This is a genomic window from Thermoanaerobaculum aquaticum (genome assembly GCF_000687145.1).
Classification (GTDB): domain Bacteria; phylum Acidobacteriota; class Thermoanaerobaculia; order Thermoanaerobaculales; family Thermoanaerobaculaceae; genus Thermoanaerobaculum; species Thermoanaerobaculum aquaticum.
The window spans coordinates 1-16,135 of the sequence record NZ_JMFG01000037.1; the positions used below are offsets into that span (position 1 = coordinate 1).

A 16,135-nucleotide genomic window follows, 5' to 3' on the forward strand; every position below is an offset into this window, starting at 1 on the left:
TCAAACTTCTGCTTGGCCATTGTCCTTGCCTCCTTTTTTGTTTCCCTTCCTCATCCTCGGCGGCTTTTTAGCCAGCCATCTTGCTCCCGAACGTCAATGGAGCCCACGACCAGACTTGAACTGGTGACCCCGTCCTTACCAAGGACGTGCTCTACCGCCTGAGCTACGTGGGCCCAACCGCTCGTTGCCCTCACAATGGAGCGGGAGACGGGATTCGAACCCGCGACCAACAGCTTGGAAGGCTGTGACTCTACCCCTGAGTTACTCCCGCCAGAAAATGGTGCAGGCGGATGGATTCGAACCACCGTAGGGCTTAGCCCGGCAGATTTACAGTCTGCTGCCTTTGACCGCTCGGCCACGCCTGCACCTACCAAAGTCCCAAACCTTCCCCGCGGGATGCGACCGCAAACACTGGAGCTGGCGAGGGGACTCGAACCCGTAACCTGCGGATTACAAATCCGCTGCTCTACCAGTTGAGCTACGCCAGCGCTTGCGCTCACGCCTCCGCCTCCGACACTACCAAAGATCTCCCGCGGTGCACACCTACACCGACAGGGACGAAGACTTTACCACCGGGCTTGGGAAAAATCAAGAGCCTAGAGCTGGGGTGCGGTCCGAACTTCCGCCGGGAGCTGGCTCTGGCAGCGTCGCCGCCGTGGATCGACAAACCTTTGGGTTTTTCGCCAGGTCATGTCTCGCCCCAGCGGCGGCGCCACTCCCAAGCCAGGATGCCGCAGGCGACGGCCAGGTTGAGGGACTCCACCTCCCGGGCAATGGGAATGGCCACCACGCCGTCCAAAAAGCGCTGGGTTTTGGCCCGCAGGCCTTCCTCCCCGCCCAAGCACAGGAGCAACCGGTCCGGCAACTCCACCCGGTGCACGGGCTCACCCCGGGCATCGGCCCCCAGCACCGTAAACCCGGCCTCCTGAGCCTGCCGCGCGAAATCGCCCAGCGCCCCCACCCGCGCCACCCGAACAAGCGGCAAGGTGCCGGCAGCAACTTTGGCCGCCGCCCCACCCAACGGCGGTGGGTGGGGACCGGCCACCACCACCCCGCCCAGGGAGAAAGCCGCTGCCACCCGAATCACCGCCCCCAGGTTGTGGGGGTCTTGCACCCCATCCAGCCCCAAGAGGCAAACGGGAGAGGCGGTCGCCAGCAAGGCTTCGGCGTCAGCGAGCGGCGCCGGCGCCAGGCGGGCCGCAAAACCGTTGTGCGCCGCCCCTTCGGCCACCCTGTCCAGCTCCCGGCGCGGTACCACCGCAAACCGCACCCCGGCCTGGCGCGCCAGCTCCAAAACCGTGCGCGCGCGGCTGCCACCCACCCCCTCTCCCAGCCACACCACCTCCACCCGCGCCGGCTCCCGCTCCAAAGCCGCCGCCACCGCGTGGAAGCCCACAACCCAGTTAGTCCCCGACAAGCAACACCACCGCTAGTGCGGCAACCCCCTCCCCCCGACCCACAAAACCCAGGTGTTCGGTGGTGGTTGCCTTGATGTTCACCGCAGCCGGCAAAACGCCGAGAATGCCGGCAAGGTTTTCGCGCATGGCCTCCCTAAACGGGGCCAGCCGTGGCTCCTCCGCCAGCACGGTAACGTCACAGTTGGCCACCGAAAGCCCCGCCTCCCGGGCTCTGGCCACCGCAAACTCCAAGAACACCCGGGAAGGGCCTCCCGCCCACTGGGGATCCGAGGGGGGGAAGTGCTGGCCAATGTCACCGCCGCCGCAGGCCCCCAACACGGCGTCGGTGACGGCGTGGAGGACCACATCGGCATCGGAATGCCCGGCCAAACCCTTCCCGTGGGGAATGGTGACACCAGCCAAAATCAACGGCCGCCCCTCCACCAGCGGGTGCACGTCAAAACCCTGCCCCACCCGCATGGCAGGCGGGAAAACCCCCCGCAAAAACGCCAGATCTTGGGGCTGCGTAACCTTGAGGTTTCTGGGGTCCCCGGGCACCGCCTTTACCCCCACACCGAGGCTTTCCAGCAGGGAAGCCTCGTCGGTCCACAGGGACGGCCCCGTCTGCTGCCAGGCTTTTCGCAACAAACCCACGCGGAAGACCTGAGGGGTGAGGGAACGCACCAGCCGCTCCCGGGGGAGGGTCCGGAGCACACGCCCGTGGGGGTCCACTTCCTTGACGGTATCGGCCACCGGCGCCGCCAGCACCGCCGCCCCTGTCTCTTCGGCTGCGGCCACCACCTGCCGCAGGTCCTCAGCTGGAACAAAGGGCCTGGCCCCGTCGTGAATGGCCACCAGCGCCTCGTCCCCCAGTGGCAACGCCTCCACGCCAGCCCGCACCGAGTCCTGGCGGTGCTCCCCTCCCGGCACAAATGCGCTTACGCCCAACTCCCGAAGCTCCGCGGCCCTGGCCTCCAGCTCCTCGCCCCGCACCACCACCACCAGCGGCGCCTGGGGAAAAACCGCGCGCAGACACCCCACCGCCCGTTGCAGGATGGTTCGGCCCCCCAAACGCACGCTGAGCTTATCTGAACCGAAGCGGCGGGAAGACCCCGCCGCCACCACCACAAGCCCAAGGGAAGGGCTCACGTTCGTTTTCGCCGAAGTACTCACACTTCGAGGATTTCCTTTTCCTTGGCTTCGAGGATCTTGTTGATGGCCTCAATGTGCTCGTCGGTGAGCTTTTGCACCTCGTCCATGCCCCGACGCATGTCGTCTTCGGAAATCTTCTTGTCCTTTTCCAGCTTCTTGATGGCCTCGTTGGCGTCGCGACGGACGTTGCGCACCGCCAGGCGGGCCCGCTCGGCGTACTCGTGGGCCAACTTCACCAGCTCCTTCCGCCGCTCCTGGGTGGGCGGCGGCACCGGCAGACGGATCACCTTCCCGTCGTCCACCGGGTTCAACCCCAGGTTGGACTTCTGAATGGCGTGAACGATGGCCGAAAGCACCGAAGGATCCCAGGGCTGGATGAGGATGAGCGTGGGCTCCGGGATTGACAGCGTGGCCAGCTCGTTAAGAGGGGTGGGCGTGCCGTAGTAGTCCACGCGGATGTGGTCCAGGATCCCCAGGTTAGCCCGACCGGTCCGCAGGGTCTTGAGCTCGTCCTTGAAGACCTCCACCGCTTTGTCCATATGGGTTTTGGCGTCCTTGATTACTTCCTTCATCCTCAAGGCCCTCCATTCCCGCCTTGCGCCTTACGCGCTCATTCTATCGGCCCCGAAGAGGTATCGGAAACCGTGGAGCCCACGTCCTCGCCCAGCACCACCCGCTTGATGTTTCCGGGAACCCGGATGTTGAAGATGCGGATGGGGATGTTGGCGTTTTGGCAAAGCGAAACCGCCGCTGCGTCCATGATCGAAAGCCCCCGCTCCAGGAGGTACTGGTAGGTGGCTTGCTTGACCAGGCAGGCGCCCACGTCCCGCACCGGATCGGCGGTGTACAGGCCGTCCACCTTGGTGCCCTTCAGCAGCGCGTCGGCGTGGATTTCGCTGGCCCGCAACGCGGCTGCCGAATCGGTGGTAAAGAAGGGGTTGCCGGTCCCCGCGGCAAAGATCACCACCCGCCCTTTTTCCAAATGGCGAATGGCCCGCCGGCGGATGAAAGGCTCCGCCACCTGCCGCATTTCAATGGCGGTGAGCACCCGAGTTTGGCAGCCTTTCTTTTCCAAAGCGTCTTGCAGCGCCAGGGCGTTGATGACGGTGGCCAGCATCCCCATGTAATCACCGGTGACCCGCTCCAGACCCTGCTCGGTAGCGGCAATGCCGCGGATGATGTTGCCGCCGCCGATGACGATGGCCACATCCACCCCCAAAGCCCGCACCTCGGCCACCTCCTGCGCCAGCTGCGGCAGCACCTCCGGGGCGATGCCAAAGGGCTGGCTGCCCATGAGCACCTCCCCGGAGAGCTTGAGCAGGATCCGACGGTACACCGGCGTTGGCGCCATCACTCCTCCTGGCTCACCGCCTCACCCAGCCGGAAACGGGCAAAGCGGGCCACCACCACCTTGCCGCGCTCGGCCAGCACGTCCTTGACCTTGCGGTTGGGGTCTTTTACGAAGGGCTGCTCCACCAGGCACACCTGCTCGTAAAACTTGGCGAGCTTGCCCTCGGCGATTTTTTCCTGCACCGCTTCCGGCTTGCCGGCCGCAGCCGCTTGAGCCTTGGCAATTTCCTTTTCCTCGCGGATCACATCGGCCGGAACCGAAGCGGGATCCACGAAGCGCGGCTCCGCCGCCGCCACCTGCATGGCGATGTCCTTTACGGTTTCCTCATCCGCCGAAGCGGAAACCTCAACGACCACCCCAATCTTGCCACCCATGTGCAGGTAAGAGCCGAGCTTCATGCCCTCGCCGGCTTCCCAATGGAGGGCCCGGGAAAGCACGATGTTCTCGCCAATGGTGGCGATGTTGGCGGCAATCACCTCGGCCACCGTGTGCCCGGGGTCCCCCACAAAGGGGCGTGCGGCCAAGGCCGCAGCATCCGCCACCGCCTCGTTCATGGCTTGCTCGGCAAGCGTCTTGACCAGCTTTTGGTACTGCTCGGTGCGAGCCACAAAGTCGGTTTCGCAGTTGAGCTCCACCATGCCGGCCTTCTTGCCGTCCGGGGAAACCGCAATGGCCACCAAACCGTCCTTGGCGACCCGTCCCGCCTTCTTGGCCGCTGCCGCCAGCCCCTTCTTGCGAAGGATCTTGATGGCCTCTTCCATATCGCCGCCGGCTTCCACCAGCGCCCTTTGGCAGTCCATCATCCCCGCTCCGGTCTTTTCCCGAAGCTCCTTTACCGCTTGTGCCGAAACGCTCATTGTCCCCTCCGTGTCTTCGCCAAAAAGCCCTGCTTAAAGCAGGGCCTCTTGTTCTTCCGTTACCAAGCGCCGCCCTTAGCGCTCGTAAAGCTCCGTCTCGTCGTACTCGTCCAGCGTGTCATCCAAGGAAGGCAGGACGGCTTCCGCCACCTCCTCTTCCTTGACGGTCACCGGGCGCGCCGCCAGCTTCGCCCGCACCTCCTCCTCCTCCCGCCCCTCGATCATGGCCAAGCCCTCGAGGATCGAATCGGCTATGCGGGAGGTGAAGAGCTTGATGGCGCGGATGGCGTCGTCGTTCCCAGGTATTGGGTAATCCACAAGCTCCGGATCGCAGTTGGTGTCCACCAGCGCCACCACGGGGATCCCCAGCTTGGCCGCTTCCTTCACGGCGTTGTGCTCCTGGTTGGTGTCAATGACGTACAGGGCGTCCGGCAAGCGCTCCATTTCCCGGATGCCGCCCAGGTTCTTTTCCATCTTGGCCCGGAGCCGCTCCAGGCGGATTCGCTCCTTCTTGGTCATCTGCGAATCCTCGGAGGCCAGCTGCCGCTCGATTTCCTTGAACTTCTCGATGGAGCGACGAATGGTGGTGAAGTTGGTGAGGGTCCCGCCCAGCCAGCGGTTGGTGACATAAAACATCCCGCAGCGGGTGGCCTCTTCCCGCACCACATCCTGGGCCTGCCTCTTGGTACCCACAAACAGCACGGTACCGCCGGAAGCCGCCAAATCACGCACAAACGCCGAGGCTTCTTCAAAGAGCTGCAGCGTCTTTTGCAGGTCCACGATGTAAATCCCGTTGCGCTTCCCAAAGATGTACGGACGCATCTTGGGGTTCCAGCGCCGGGTCTGGTGGCCAAAGTGAACGCCAGCCTCGAGCAGCTCTTTCATGGAAACTGATGCCACGTCTCTCTCCTTTCCTCGCCTTAACGCTTGGAGAACTGGAACCGACGGCGGGCCTTGCGCTGACCGTACTTCTTGCGCTCCACCTCGCGGGCATCCCGGGTGAGGAACCCAGCCGCCTTAAGCCGCGGCCGCAGCTCCGGGTTGAACTCCACCAGCGCCCGGGAGAGCCCGTGGCGGATGGCACCAGCTTGACCGGAAATGCCCCCGCCCGCCACATTCACGTAAATATCGAACTTGTCAGCCGTCTCGGTGATCAAAAGCGGCTGCTTGATGATCATCTTTAAGGTACGGCTGGGGAAGTAATCGTCAAAATCGCGCTTGTTGACCGTGATCTTTCCCGTACCCGGGCGCAGGTACACCCGCGCCGTGGCTGTCTTTCGTCGTCCGGTTCCGTAGTACTGGATCATCGCTTCCCACTCCCTCTTACGCCTTCACCTTGATGGGCTGAGGTTGCTGCGCCTGGTGGGGGTGCTCAGGCCCGGCGTACACCTTCAGCTTGGACAAGAGCTTGCGCCCCAAGCGGTTCTTAGGCAGCATCCCCCACACCGCGTAACGAATCAGACGCTCAGGCGTCTTTTCCCGCAACTCGCGGGCGGTAGCTTCCTTGAGATGGCCGGGGTCGCCGGTATGGCGGTAGTAGCGCTTGTCTTCCCACTTCCGGCCGGTCAACTTAACCCGCGAAGCGTTCACCACCACCACAAAGTCCCCCACATCCATCCCGGGGGTAAACTCCGGCTTGTGCTTTCCCCGCAACAGGCGGGCCACCAGCGTGGATAACCGCCCCAACACCACATCCGTGGCGTCCACTACGTACCAGCTCTGCTTGACTTCGCCTTCTTTCGGCACGTACGTTTTCATCCGTCGCTCCTCACCTTACAACCGCATAGCCCGACTGTGGTTCCCCCACAGGGGGACGCTATCTTAGGCCACCCCGCCCTGCTTGTCAACAACGCGCGCTTAAAGCCTTCCTTGGGAGGGAGGCCACAGGGCGCAAACTGCGGCGCCGCTCGGGTCCCCTAAGCGGGTGCTTCAACCGCTCCCCTTTGGCGCTCACCCCAGCCAGCGCCGGCTGAAAGCTTCGCGCATGCGGAACAACTCCAGGTACAAGCTGGGAACCACAAAAAGCGTGAGCGCGGTGGAAACCGTAAGCCCGCCAATCACCGCCACCGCCAGCGGGCTCATGAGCTCCGCACCTTCGGCCGGATTTAGGGCCAAGGGGAGCATGCCCACCACGGTGGTGCCCACGGTCATGAGGATGGGACGCACCCGCAGGGGAGCGGCCTCGAGGATGGCGGCCACCGGCTCCAGGCCGGTCTTGCGCCGCAGCTCGATGTACTCCACCAGCAGAATGCCGTTGTTCACCACAATCCCCGCCAAAAGGATCATGCCCAGCATGACCGGGGCGGATATCGGCAGGCCTGCCAGCGCCAGAGCACCCACCACCCCCACCAGCGCCAGGGGAATGGCGCCCATGATGGCCAACGGCAGCGAAAACGACTCGTACTGCACCGCCATCACCGCAAACACCAAAAACACTGCCAGGCCAATCATAGTGAGGAAGATCCGCCGGTTTTCGGCAATGGTTTCCTCCTGCCCGCCAAAGCGCACCGTGTACCCCTCGGGCAAGGCAAAGCCCGCGAGCACCTTTCGCACGGCGGCCGTGGCCTCGCCGGTGGACCACACCGAAGGCAGCGCTTGCGCGGTGACCCTCACCAGGCGGTTTTGGTTTTCCCGGAGGATGGTCTGCGGGGAGGAGCTTTCGTAAATTCTGGCCACGTCCCTTACCCGCACCGGCACGCCGGTACGGGGAAACAGCGGCACCGAGCCCAGCTCCGAGGCGGACTGCACCAGCTCCCGGGGGAAGCGCACGCGCACGTCGAACTCCCGGTCCTGCTCGGTGAGCCGGGTGGCCACCGTGCCGCCCACCGCAGTGCGCACCGTGCGCCCCACCTCCCCCACGTCCAAACCGAGGGTGGTAGCCCGTACCCGGTCCACTTCCACCCGCAGCTCCGGGGCCGTGCGCTGGTAGGAGCTGTCCACGTTTACGAGCCCTGGCAGGCGGGCCAGCTGCGCCGCCAAATCGTTCCCCAACCGCTCCAGAGTGGCCAAATCCTCGCCGAAGATCTTCACCTCGATGTCCTCGGTGGAGGTGCCGGTGCGCAGACCCCGAATCCGCGGCGGGGACACCCGCACCTGGGCGTCCTTCAGGGCTGGCAGCTCCTTGAGCCTTTCCTGGGCCATTTGCACCCACTGCGCCGCCGACATGGACCGCTTCCGCCGGGGAGTGAGCTCCACCACCATGGACCCCACGGCGGGGTTGACGTTGACGCCCCGCCCCCAAATGCCGCCACCGGCCACCGCAAAGACCTGCTTTACCTCCGGCAAGCTTGACACCAGCCGTTCCGCTTCCTTCACCGCCCTGTTGGTTACCTCCACCGAGGTATCCGGCGGAAAACGCAAGAACACCCGCACTCGACCGTCATCCACCGGGGGAAGGAACTCGTTGCCCAACTGGCCCATGCCCCACAGGCTCAGGAAAAACGCAAGAAAAGCCCCGGCGAGTACCCATCCACGGTGTCGCAAGACCCACGGCAGCTGCCGCCGGTACAGGCCCTCCAGGCGCTCCACCACCGCAGGCACCCAGCGCAAAAACGCCACCTCCTCCAGGCGCGAGCGGCGCGCCTTCAGCCGGAACAGCTGGCCTGAAAGCATGGGCACCAGCGTCAAAGCCACCAGCAGCGACACCAAAATGGCAAAAGAAATCGTCAACAAAAGCTCGCGGAAAATGAGAGCCGCCAACCCGGAAATCAAAAGGAACGGCACCACCGCCGCCAGGTTGGTCAGGGTGGAGGCGGCCACCGCCGAGGCCACCTCCGCTGCCCCCTGGTGGGTAGCCTCCAGCGCGTCCTCACCCCTGCGCTGGTGGCGGTCAATGTTTTCCAGCATCACGATGGCGTTGTCCACCAGCATGCCAATGCCCAGGGCCAGGCCCCCCAGGGACATGAGGTTTAAGGTCATGCCCGAAACACCCATGAGCGCCAGGCACCCGAGGATGGAAAGGGGGATGGCCAGACCGATGATGACGGTGCGGCGCAGGGAGCGCAAGAAGAGGAACACCACCACCATGGCCAAAGCACCGCCCACCAGCGCAGCGTTGCCCACGCCGGAAACCGCGGCACGCACGTAAAAGGCCTGGTCCTCCACCACCTGGGATGTCACGTCGGGGGGGAAGAAACCCTCGGCGTGGAGCCGGGCCAACACCCGGTTGCAGCCATCCACCACCGCCACGGTGTTGGCGTCAGGCTGCTTGGAAATCGCCACCTGCACCGCGGGTTTGCCGTTCAAGCGCACGTACACGCGGTTGTCGCGGTGGGTGTCCAGGACCCGGGCAATATCGGTGAGCGCCACCTCGCCCCCCGACCGCAGGGGGATGCGCACCCGCTCGATGTCCGCCACCGACCGGAACTTCCCCTTGGTCTTGGTGAGCACCTCCCGGGTTGCCGAGGAAACCCGGCCACCGGAGATGTCCACGTTTTCCTCCTGGATGCGGCTTAGAAGCTCGGAAACCGTGAGACCGTAAGAGCGCAGCCGCTCGGGGTCCACCACCACTTGAATTTCGCGGTCAAGACCCCCGGCCACGTCCACGGAAGCCACCCCTTCCACGGTGAGCAGCTGCTTGGCCAGGGCGTCCTCGCACCAGCGCTTGAGCCAGGCCTCATCGCGGGTGGGTGAGGAAACCGCAAACTGCAGCACGGGGATTTGCGACGGGTCAAACTTGAAGATGACCGGCGGGTCCACATCCCGGGGCAACGCGCCCCGCGCCTGGTCCAGCTTGGTGGAGGCGTCCCGCAGGGCAAAGTCCACATTGGTGCCATAGGAGAAGTGCAGGTCAACGCCGGAGCGTCCCTCCGAGGATTCCGAGGTAATGAGGATGGCGTTTTCGGTGGTGGCCAAGCGGGTTTCCAAAGGCTTGGTGACGGTTTGCTCCATCACCTCGGGGTCCACCCCCGGATAGGTCACCGAAGCCCGCACCTGCGGGTAGATGATCTTGGGCAGGAGGTCCACCGCCAAGTTGGTCCCCAGGGCCAGACCCACCACGCAAATCCCCAGCGAAATGGTGATGGTCCCCACCGGGTGGGTAATGGCCCAATGCACCAACCCCCGACGCTCCTGGGCTTTCATTGCTCACCCTCCACGATCACCGGTTGTCCATCCCGCAACAACGAAGCCCCCTCCACCACCACCCGCTCGCCGGGCGTCAACCCCGAGCTCACCAGCGCCTTGCCCCCCTGGCGCAGGCCCACCTGCACCGGCCGCACCCGGGCCACATCGCCTTCCACCACGTACACAAAAGACGGAAACTCCGAGCCGCGCATGACCACGGTTTCAGGCAGCAGCAAAGCGTTGGGGATGCGCTCCAACAGCAGCTCGGCGCGGGCCAGAAAGCCCGGGCGCAGCCCGGCGGGGACCTCTTCCAGCACCAGCTCCACCGTCACCTGACGCGAGGCGGGATCGGCCGCCGGGAAGATGCGCTCGATGCGCGCGGAAAGGGGCGTGGCCGCCAGGGCATCCACCACCACGCTGGCGCGGTCCCCCACCTTCAGCTTCACCACATCCAGCTCCGAGACCGGCACCCGCAACACCATGCGACCCGCCGCCAGCTCCACCACCGGGGAGCGGCTAGCCACCAGGCTGCCAATTTCCACGTGCCGAGCCGTCACCACACCGTCCACCGGCGCGGTAATGCGGGTAAACGAGAGGCGGGTCCGCAGCGCACTGACCCGGGCCTGCGCCACCTGGAAGCTGGCGCGGGCGGCGTCGGCTTCCGCAGCGGTAATAAGCCCCTCCTTAACCAGCGACTGCGCTCGCTGCCACTGGCCGGAAGCTTCGGAAAGCCGCGCTTCCGCCTCCTCCAGTTGTGCCAAGAGCTCCCGGTCGTCCAGCCTGGCCAGGAGCTGCCCTTTTCTGACCCGATCCCCTTCCCGCACCAACAGCTCGGTCACCACCCCTTCTTCCTGGGCGGCCACCAGCACCCTGTGCTCCGGCTCCACGGTGCCCACCGCCGTTGCCCGCACCTCCAGCACCTCGGGCTTTACCGCGGTGACCTTCACCCGAACCGCCTGGGGGCCCCTGGGGGCTCCCTCCCGTCCACCCCCGCAGGCCACGAGGCCCACAAGTCCCAGAACTGGCCAAAAACGACCCATGCCCTCCTCCGACCTTCTAGCGTACGCGCAAGCCAGGCAAAGGTTAATGCGGCCAAACGCGGCCCTGGGAAAACCGACTCTCAGCCCACCTGCACCTGCAGGGCCTTGGGCATCAGCGAGTGCAGCTGACCTCGACCGTAAAGCCCGCAGCCCAGGGCAAAGGCACCAAAGCGCACCAGCACGTAACCGGGGCTAACCCCTTCCGCCACCAGGTTTTGGCTTTGTCCCGAAACGAACCGCCAGGCGGCGGCTTCATCGGCAAGCTCCACCACCGAGGCTCGAATCCGCGGCGCCAGGAACTGCAAAGCAAAGGTCTTGGGCTTGGGACCCCGGGGGGTGTGCTGCAGCAAGGGCATGCCGAGCCCTTCCACGGTGACCCCTTCGAGAGGCCGCACGTGGGGAAGCGCCACCCAAAGCAGGCGGTTGCCCCGCTGCCAAAAGCGATAGCGCTGGAGGAGCTCGGGTTCAATACCAAAGCGTTGGGCCAGGGTGTCCACCGGCTCCCAGGACGCGGGAGCAAAGGCCGGGGTTTTCCTTGAAAGCGGGCGGGTCTCCGTGGCCAGCGGTACATCGGTGCGGCGAATGCGGGCTACGAAAAACCCGCCGGTGTCGTTGAGGTGCGGCCAGAACCGCTTGGCGTGAACCACATCGGGGCGGAAGCTTTTCCCCTGCCAGGCCGTGATCCCCGGGGCGGATTGCAACCCGGGGATCTCAAAGGGCTCCACGTAGCCCCAGTCACCCAGGGCCGCATCCAAAACCGCCTCGTTTTCGTCGGGGGAAAAGGTGCAGGTGCTGTAAACCACCACGCCTCCCGGCTTGGCCAAAGCCAGAGCCCGCTGGAGGAGCTTTTTTTGCAGCGCCTGCACCGTCCGGCGAAAGCCCTCCGGCGCCGCCTTAAAGCTCTTCACCGGCTTGCGCACGGTACCCTCTCCGGTGCACGGCGCATCCAGAAGCACCCGGTCCCATTGCCCTTCGGCCAGCGGCACCCAGCGGCCATCCCCCCAGGTAACCACCACGTTTAAAAGCCCCATGCGATCCACGGTGGCGCGCAAACCGGAAAGGCGATCCATTTGCGCTTCGTTGGCCACCACCAGGCCCTGGGGCCCTACCTTTAAGGCAATTTGCGCGGTTTTGCCCCCAGGGGAGGCGCAGAGGTCCACGATCCTCTCGCCCGGTTGCGGGTCCAGGGCCACCACTGCGGTGAGCGCAATTTCCTCCTGCACGTAGTACCACCCGGCCAAAAAGGCCAGCGTTGCCCCAGGACGCTCCCAGCCCCGCACCCGGTAAGCGCCGGGATACCAGCTCACCGGCTCGGGAACAACGCCCACGCTTTGCAGGTAGGCAAGACAGACTTCGGGTTGCGCCTTCAGCGGGTTAACCCAAAAGCTCACCGGCAACGGCGAAGAAAGCGCCGAAAGGAAAGCCGAAGGATCATCCACCAACGGCAGGTACTGGGCAAAGGTCTCAGCCCACGAAGCCAAAGGAGCTCCCCTCTTCTGCCAGCCACGCTGGCGGCAAATGCTAGCATCGGGCATGCGCTGGACCCGTTCTTTTGGGGTGCTTTTGCCGGTAACCTCGCTGCCAGCAAGCCCCCTCTTTGGCGATTTTGGCCCTCAGGCCCGCAACTTCGGGTCGTTCCTTAAAAGCGCGGGAGCCCGCTTTTGGCAGGTGCTCCCTCTAAACCCGCCAGGACCGGGGTTTTCGCCTTACTCTTCCCCTTCGAGCTTTGCCGGAAACCCCCTTTTGGTGAGCCCCGAGCTGCTCTGCCGGGAGGGCCTGCTGGCGCCGGAAGAGCTGGAAGGCATGCCCGCCGGCACCCGCTGGGCCCAGTACGAGCTTTCTCCGCTGCGCCAGCGGCTTTTGGACCTGGCTTTTGCCCGTTTTCAAAAAACAGGCTGGCGTGCCGCGGAATTTACCGCTTTTGGGGAGCGGGAGGCCTGGTGGCTGGAGGATTGGGCGCTCTTTTCGGTAGCAAAAAAGGCCTTTGGCGACCAGCCCTTCTGGCTCTGGCCCGAGGAGCTGGCCCACCGTAAGCCTGCCGCTCTCCAGCGCTTTGCCGCCCAAAACTCCCAGCGCATCGAGCAGGTGAAGTTTGAGCAGTTGCTCTTTGAGCTGCAGTGGCAGGCGCTGCGGAGGGAGCTTTCCCCCATCCAGATCATCGGCGATGTGCCGTTCTACGTGGCCCTGGACTCCGCCGACGTATGGGCCCACCCGGAGCTTTTCAAGCTGGGCCCTGACCTTCGTCCTCTGGCGGTGGCCGGCGTCCCCCCGGACTACTTTTCCCCCGACGGCCAGCTGTGGGGAAACCCCACCTACCGCTGGGAAGCCCATCAGGAAAGCGGCTTTGCCTGGTGGCGTGCCCGCCTGCAGCGGGCCCTGGCGCTTTACGACCTGGTGCGCCTGGATCACTTCCGGGGTTTTGCGGCGGCCTGGGAGGTGCCCGCCGGAGAACCCACAGCCCGCCACGGAGCGTGGGTGCCCAGCCCCGGGGAGGAGCTCTTCCGCTCCCTGGGACACGATCTTCCCCTCATTGCCGAAGATTTGGGGCACATCACCGAGGACGTGGAAAAACTGCGGGACTGCCTGGGCATTCCGGGCATGGCGGTGCTGCAGTTTGCCTTTGACCCCGGGAGCCGCTCCAGGTTTCTCCCGCACTTTCACCGGCAAAACCTGGTGGTTTACACCGGCACCCACGACAACAACACCGCCCAGGGCTGGTGGGAAGAGGAAGCAACCGAGGAAGTGCGCGCCTTTTTCCGCGTTTATGCCGGCAACGATGAGCCGCCCCACCGGGCTTTGATCCGCCTGGCGATGGCTTCGGTGGCCAACCTCGCCATCCTCCCCATGCAGGACGTTTTGGGCTTGCCTTCATCCTGCCGGCTGAACCGGCCGGGGACCGCCTCCGGCAACTGGCGCTTCCGTCTGCTGGAAGAGGAGCTCCATCCGGACCCCGCTGCGTGGCTGCGGCACTTGGCCTGGGTTTACGATCGGCTCGCCGACGTTTAGCGCCGCCGTTTCCGGGCTAGGAGACCCCAAAAGCCCTTGTAGCACCTGGGAACTTCGTGATAGATTTCGCAAGCGACGGGGATCCGTCGGGAGGTGTGCTTATGTCCGATGTTCGACCGTTTCGCGCGCTACGTCCCCGCCCGGAGCTGGCAGCCCAAGTGGCGGCGCCTCCGTACGACGTGGTTTCCTCCGAAGAAGCGCGAAAGCTCGCGGAAGGCAAGCCCTACTCGTTTTTGCACATCAACAAGCCGGAAATTGACCTCCCTCCTGACGTGGACCTCTACGACGACCGGGTGTACGCCCAGGGGGCCAGCAACCTGCGAAAGTTCATGGCCGAAGGGGTGTTTTTCCGGGAACAGGAGCCCCGCTTTTACGTGTACCAGCAGAAGATGGGCAACCACGTGCAGGCCGGCGTGGTGGCAGCGGTGAGCGTGGCCGAGTACGATGCCGGGCTCATCAAGCGCCATGAGCTCACCCGCAAGGATAAGGAAGACGACCGCACCCGGCACGTGGACGAACTGAACGCCAACGACGAGCCGGTTTTCCTCACCTACCGCCAGCTTGCAGCCATTGATGCCCTGGTGGATCAGGTGCGGGCCGGTGCGCCGCTTTACGATTTCGTGGCGGAGGATGGCATTGGCCACACGGTGTGGGTGGTGCCGTCCGAGCTCGCCGCAAACCTGCAACAGGCTTTCCAGCAGGTGCCGGCCCTTTACGTGGCCGATGGCCATCACCGTACCGCGGCGGCAGCCCGGGTGGGGCGGGAACGCAAGGCCAAGAACCCCCAGCACCGCGGGGACGAGCCCTACAACTACTTCATGGCCGTGCTTTTCCCCCACAACCAGCTGCAAATCTTGGACTACAACCGCGTGGTGAAAGACCTGGGCGGGCTTTCGCCTGAGGCTTTTCTCAGCAAAGTGGCAGAAAAATTCAGGGTGGAAAAGGCCAGCAGTGGGCGTCCCGAAAAGCGGCACCAGTTTGGCATGTACCTCCAAGGGCAGTGGTACCGTCTTGAAGCCGTTCCCGGAAGCTTCCGGGAGGACGACCCCATCGGCAGCCTGGACGTTTCCATCCTGCAGGAAAACCTCCTGGCGCCGGTTTTGGGGATCACCGACCCGCGTACCGACAAGCGCATTGACTTCATCGGCGGCATCCGGGGCCTTTCCGCCCTGGAGCAACGGGTGGCGGAAGGCTGGGCGGTGGCTTTTGCCCTCTACCCCACATCCTTGGAGCAAGTGATGGCGGTGGCCGATGCCGGCCTCATCATGCCGCCCAAGTCCACATGGTTTGAACCCAAGCTGCGGTCCGGGCTTTTGGTCCGCACCTTGGACACCTGGTAATTGCCGGTTCGCCGGCAGGAAAGGAGAAGCACCATGCTCATCCTCATCTGTGATGCGTTTGATCCCTCCTTGCCCGACAAGCTCCGCCGTTTTGGCGAGGTCACCGAAGACCCCAACCGCTTGCCGGAAGCGGAGGTGGCCCTCGTGCGGTCCAAGACCAAGTGCACCGCCGAGTGGATGGCCCAGGCCCGCAAGCTCAAGCTCATCATCCGTGGGGGCGTGGGCATGGACAACATTGACCTGGAAGCCGCCAAGGCCCGCGGCATCAAGGCGGTGAACACCCCGAAGGCTTCCGCCGTGGCGGTGGCTGAGCTCACCATGGCCCTCATGCTGGCGTTGCCCAACCGCCTGGTGGAGGCCCATAACTCCATGAAGGAAGGTAAGTTCCTCAAAAAGGAGATCAAGCGCACCGAGCTTTTGGGCAAGACCCTGGGGCTTGTGGGCATCGGCAACATCGGTCACGAGGTGGCGGTGCGGGCGCGGGCCTTTGGCATGCGGGTTTTGGCCTACGACCCTTACGTGAAGCAATCCCAATCGGCCATCTTGGTGGCAAGCCTCAAGGAGCTTTTGCCGCAGGCAGATTACGTGTCGCTCCATGTGCCGCTCACCGAAGAAACCAAGGGCCTCATCAACAAGCAGACGCTTTCTCTCATGAAAGACGGGGCCTACCTCATCAACACCGGACGGGGCAAGTGCGTGGTGGAGGAAGACGTGGCCGAAGCGCTGCGTAGCGGCAAGCTCGCCGGCTATGCCACCGACGTGTACTCTTCCGAGCCCCCGGAACCCGGAAACCCGCTTTTGTCCGCGCCAAACACCCTGCTCACACCGCACATTGGCGCCTCTTCCAAGGAAAACCTTTTGCGCATCGGTGACGAAGTGGTCAAGATTCTGGAGGAATACACCGGCAAGCGGGCGTAAGCTTGCCAAG

Annotated in this window: 14 protein-coding genes and 4 tRNA genes; 3 read left to right on the forward strand and 15 right to left on the reverse strand. The window is 64.5% G+C overall.

Annotated features, from left to right (window positions below):
* Positions 1-97 precede the first annotated feature (97 nt).
* The 15 genes from EG19_RS11220 to EG19_RS12920 form a co-directional block, all read right to left on the reverse strand.
* Positions 98-173, reverse strand: a tRNA-Thr gene (locus EG19_RS11220).
* Positions 174-196: 23 nt separating this feature from the next.
* A tRNA-Gly gene (locus EG19_RS11225) sits at positions 197-271 on the reverse strand.
* 7 nt (positions 272-278) lie between these two features.
* Positions 279-365 (reverse strand) — tRNA-Tyr (locus EG19_RS11230).
* Between the two features lie 47 nt (positions 366-412).
* Positions 413-488, reverse strand: a tRNA-Thr gene (locus EG19_RS11235).
* A gap of 200 nt (positions 489-688) precedes the next feature.
* Complete coding sequence (locus EG19_RS11240; protein WP_081800144.1) at positions 689-1,417, reverse strand: TrmH family RNA methyltransferase; 729 nt, start codon at positions 1,415-1,417, stop codon at positions 689-691.
* Complete coding sequence (locus tag EG19_RS14325) at positions 1,404-2,546, reverse strand: bifunctional 2-C-methyl-D-erythritol 4-phosphate cytidylyltransferase/2-C-methyl-D-erythritol 2,4-cyclodiphosphate synthase (protein WP_038050419.1); 1,143 nt, start codon at positions 2,544-2,546, stop codon at positions 1,404-1,406. The genes EG19_RS11240 and EG19_RS14325 overlap by 14 nt, the downstream gene beginning before the upstream one ends.
* 20 nt (positions 2,547-2,566) lie before the next feature.
* A complete protein-coding gene (gene frr / locus EG19_RS11250; protein WP_038050420.1) occupies positions 2,567-3,121 on the reverse strand; it encodes a ribosome recycling factor in 555 nt (184 codons plus the stop codon).
* Between the two features lie 38 nt (positions 3,122-3,159).
* The gene (pyrH, locus tag EG19_RS11255) at positions 3,160-3,900 is read right to left on the reverse strand and encodes a UMP kinase (RefSeq protein WP_038050421.1); all 741 of its coding nucleotides are present in this window, start codon (positions 3,898-3,900) and stop codon (positions 3,160-3,162) included.
* Positions 3,900-4,757 carry a translation elongation factor Ts gene (tsf, locus tag EG19_RS11260; protein WP_038050423.1) on the reverse strand — a complete coding sequence of 286 codons (858 nt, stop codon included), beginning with the start codon at positions 4,755-4,757 and terminating at the stop codon, positions 3,900-3,902. The genes pyrH and tsf overlap by 1 nt, the downstream gene beginning before the upstream one ends.
* Before the next feature lie 75 nt (positions 4,758-4,832).
* On the reverse strand, positions 4,833-5,657 hold the full coding sequence (gene rpsB / locus EG19_RS11265) for a 30S ribosomal protein S2 (RefSeq protein ID WP_038050425.1): 825 nt from the start codon (positions 5,655-5,657) through the stop codon (positions 4,833-4,835).
* A 20-nt stretch (positions 5,658-5,677) separates the two neighbouring features.
* Positions 5,678-6,064 (reverse strand): 30S ribosomal protein S9, encoded by a 387-nt coding sequence (gene rpsI / locus EG19_RS11270; RefSeq protein ID WP_038050426.1) that lies wholly within the window; start codon positions 6,062-6,064, stop codon positions 5,678-5,680.
* A gap of 16 nt (positions 6,065-6,080) precedes the next feature.
* Entirely contained in the window at positions 6,081-6,515 is a 435-nt protein-coding gene (gene rplM, locus EG19_RS11275; protein WP_038050427.1) for a 50S ribosomal protein L13, read from the reverse strand.
* Positions 6,516-6,707: 192 nt separating this feature from the next.
* Complete coding sequence (locus tag EG19_RS11280) at positions 6,708-9,839, reverse strand: efflux RND transporter permease subunit (RefSeq protein WP_053335261.1); 3,132 nt, start codon at positions 9,837-9,839, stop codon at positions 6,708-6,710.
* Positions 9,836-10,861, reverse strand: coding sequence for an efflux RND transporter periplasmic adaptor subunit (locus EG19_RS11285; protein ID WP_038050428.1), 1,026 nt, complete (start codon positions 10,859-10,861; stop codon positions 9,836-9,838). Before EG19_RS11285 ends, EG19_RS11280 begins: the two co-directional genes overlap by 4 nt.
* 80 nt (positions 10,862-10,941) lie before the next feature.
* Positions 10,942-12,342, reverse strand: a complete 1,401-nt coding sequence (locus tag EG19_RS12920) for an RsmB/NOP family class I SAM-dependent RNA methyltransferase (protein WP_161685591.1) — start codon at positions 12,340-12,342, stop codon at positions 10,942-10,944.
* A 52-nt stretch (positions 12,343-12,394) separates the two neighbouring features.
* On the opposite strand from EG19_RS12920, the gene malQ reads away from it, so the two are divergent.
* The 3 genes from malQ (at position 12,395) to EG19_RS11305 (ending at position 16,125) form a co-directional block, all read left to right on the forward strand.
* Positions 12,395-13,867 (forward strand): 4-alpha-glucanotransferase, encoded by a 1,473-nt coding sequence (gene malQ / locus EG19_RS11295; protein ID WP_038050429.1) that lies wholly within the window; start codon positions 12,395-12,397, stop codon positions 13,865-13,867.
* Positions 13,868-13,968: 101 nt separating this feature from the next.
* The gene (locus EG19_RS11300; protein ID WP_038050430.1) at positions 13,969-15,207 is read left to right on the forward strand and encodes a DUF1015 domain-containing protein; all 1,239 of its coding nucleotides are present in this window, start codon (positions 13,969-13,971) and stop codon (positions 15,205-15,207) included.
* 33 nt (positions 15,208-15,240) lie between these two features.
* A complete protein-coding gene (locus EG19_RS11305) occupies positions 15,241-16,125 on the forward strand; it encodes a hydroxyacid dehydrogenase (protein WP_038050431.1) in 885 nt (294 codons plus the stop codon).
* Positions 16,126-16,135 lie beyond the last annotated feature (10 nt).

What these genes read in the sequence shown, in the direction of transcription:
- EG19_RS11280 (WP_053335261.1), bottom strand. Translation starts at nt 9,839, where the DNA reads ATGAAAGCCCAGGAGCGTCGGGGGTTGGTGCATTGGGCCATTACCCAC.
- tsf (WP_038050423.1), bottom strand. Translation starts at nt 4,757, where the DNA reads ATGAGCGTTTCGGCACAAGCGGTAAAGGAGCTTCGGGAAAAGACCGGA.
- rplM (WP_038050427.1), bottom strand. Translation starts at nt 6,515, where the DNA reads ATGAAAACGTACGTGCCGAAAGAAGGCGAAGTCAAGCAGAGCTGGTAC.
- malQ (WP_038050429.1), top strand. Translation starts at nt 12,395, where the DNA reads ATGCGCTGGACCCGTTCTTTTGGGGTGCTTTTGCCGGTAACCTCGCTG.
- EG19_RS11305 (WP_038050431.1), top strand. Translation starts at nt 15,241, where the DNA reads ATGCTCATCCTCATCTGTGATGCGTTTGATCCCTCCTTGCCCGACAAG.
- rpsI (WP_038050426.1), bottom strand. Translation starts at nt 6,064, where the DNA reads ATGATCCAGTACTACGGAACCGGACGACGAAAGACAGCCACGGCGCGG.
- EG19_RS11300 (WP_038050430.1), top strand. Translation starts at nt 13,969, where the DNA reads ATGTCCGATGTTCGACCGTTTCGCGCGCTACGTCCCCGCCCGGAGCTG.
- pyrH (WP_038050421.1), bottom strand. Translation starts at nt 3,900, where the DNA reads ATGGCGCCAACGCCGGTGTACCGTCGGATCCTGCTCAAGCTCTCCGGG.
- frr (WP_038050420.1), bottom strand. Translation starts at nt 3,121, where the DNA reads ATGAAGGAAGTAATCAAGGACGCCAAAACCCATATGGACAAAGCGGTG.
- EG19_RS11285 (WP_038050428.1), bottom strand. Translation starts at nt 10,861, where the DNA reads ATGGGTCGTTTTTGGCCAGTTCTGGGACTTGTGGGCCTCGTGGCCTGC.